The sequence below is a fragment of the Amycolatopsis sp. cmx-11-32 genome (assembly GCF_047608695.1).
Taxonomy (GTDB): domain Bacteria; phylum Actinomycetota; class Actinomycetes; order Mycobacteriales; family Pseudonocardiaceae; genus Amycolatopsis.
The window spans coordinates 1-2,055 of the sequence record NZ_JADNQN010000043.1 but is presented as its reverse complement, the minus strand read 5'-3'; the positions used below and the strand labels follow the sequence as shown (position 1 = coordinate 2,055).

Sequence of the window (2,055 nt, the reverse complement as noted above, 5' to 3'; positions counted from 1 at the left end):
CGGCCCTGACAAAATCGGGACGTGCCAGAACTGCCAGATGGTGCGGGTCCGGCAAACGAGTCGAAGAGGTATACGCGAGGAACTGGCGTGTTACGTTTCCTAAGTAGTCACCGGCTGAAACCTGGCGGATGGCCGGTTGCGATGCGCACCCGTTCTCTGGTGAGGCGGGGAACTCCTGAGCGGGGATTTTCACCTTCGCAGGGAGGCCGTGGTGAAGGTCTGCGGCGTAGCCACGGCGATATCGCGGGAACAAAGTCAGATGCCTCCTTCGGCGGGCGATCAACAGCGAACACGGGAACTGTCTGGCGATGGTTCCCGGCTCGCGGGCATCCAGTCTGCGCGTCGGGATAGGCACACCGTCTGCTGAACACGCTGGGCAGGGCGGAGCCGTCGTAGTACTCGGAGACCGGGAGAGCCGGTCACGTTGGGGAAGGACGGCAGCGGTTTCGAGAAGAAGGGATGCTGCAATGCCGAAAGATGCGTCGCTGAATAGTGGCGCTCCGGAACAACCCGAAGCTGGGTCGTTCCGTCGGGTATCGGAAATGCAGGCCAAGCTTCATCGTTGGGCGTCGGCCGATCCTGGCCGACGGTTCGATGACTTGTTCAACCTCGTGCACGACCCGGCAACCCTGCGTGTTGCATGGGAGCGGGTCGCATCGAATACCGGGGCACGTACTGCCGGTTCGGACGGCGTCACCGTCGCCCGGATCGAGAGGGAAATCGGCGCCCTGGAGTTTCTGGGCGGCATCCGTGCAGCGGTCAAAGACGGTTCGTTTCGGCCGCAGCAGGTTCGGGAACGATTGATTCCCAAACCAGGCGGGTTGGGGAAAGTCCGCAGGTTGGGCATTCCTACTGTCACTGACCGTGTTGTCCAGGCTGCCTTGAAACTGGTCCTGGAACCCATTTTCGAGGCTGATTTTCATCCAGTCTCTTTTGGGTTCCGGCCCAAGCGGCGGGCGCACGACGCGATTGCCGACATCCATCTATTCGGGAGCCGCGGCTACGAATGGGTTCTGGATGCCGACATCGAAGCTTGTTTCGACACCATCGACCATGTGGCCCTGATGGATCGCGTGCGGGCGCGGGTGACGGACAAGCGTGTGCTGACGTTGGTGAAATCGTTCCTCAAGGCTGGGATCCTGACCGGGGTCGGCGAGGAACGGGACACGCCGACGGGGACGCCGCAAGGGGGCGTCCTTTCTCCATTGTTGGCCAATATCGCGTTGTCGGTGCTGGACGAGCATCTGCACCGCGACTGGCGGCCAGGGGGTTGGATGTCGACAGAAAACCGGCGTCACCGCCATCGGCGCCTGGGTCTGCCGACCTGGCGACTCGTCCGCTATGCGGACGACTTTGTCGTCATGGTGTTCGGCACCAGAGACCACGTGGTGGCGTTGCGCGAGGAAGTCGCGCAGGTGCTCGCTCCGATGGGTCTGCGTCTATCGCCGGCCAAGACTCGGATCGTGCATATCCGCGATGGGTTCGATTTCCTGGGTTTCCGCATCCGGTGGAGAATCAAGAAGGGGACCCGCGATCAGTGGCGGCTCTACACTTTCATTGGCGATCGTCCACTCCGTTCGCTGAAAGCGAGAATCCGTGCGCTGACGCGCAGGACATCACAGCAGGACCTACGGGCCGTGTTGATCCGGATCAATCGGATCACACGCGGATGGGCTGAATATTTCCGGCACGCCGTGGCCAAGCACACCTTCGACCGGCTCGCTTACTTCATTTGGTGGCGAATTGTCCGATGGGTCAAGACCAAACGGCGTTGGAGATGGAAGGACGTCCACCGCTGGCTGCGTACCCCAACGGGGTGGCGGCCGATCGCGGCGGACGGGATCGAACTGCGCAACATCGCGGCGACACCGGTCACCCGGTACCGTCGGCGCAGTATTCCCAGCCCCTGGCCCTGCGCAAACCACGCCTAACGACAGAAACCGTGGAGAGCCCGTTGCGTTGAAAGGCGCACGGCGGGTTCCGCGAGCGGCCTGGGGAAACAGACCGACGGCAACGCCGGAACTGCGCCCCAGGCCGACTCGACTCTCCGCGCAC

Annotated in this window: 1 protein-coding gene; it reads left to right on the top strand. The window is 62.7% G+C overall.

Annotated elements, in window-relative coordinates; all coding sequences use genetic code 11:
* The first annotated feature begins 467 nt into the window (after positions 1-467).
* Positions 468-1,931 (top strand): group II intron reverse transcriptase/maturase, encoded by a 1,464-nt coding sequence (gene ltrA, locus ACM6LR_RS39290; RefSeq protein WP_414945651.1) that lies wholly within the window; start codon positions 468-470, stop codon positions 1,929-1,931.
* Positions 1,932-2,055 lie beyond the last annotated feature (124 nt).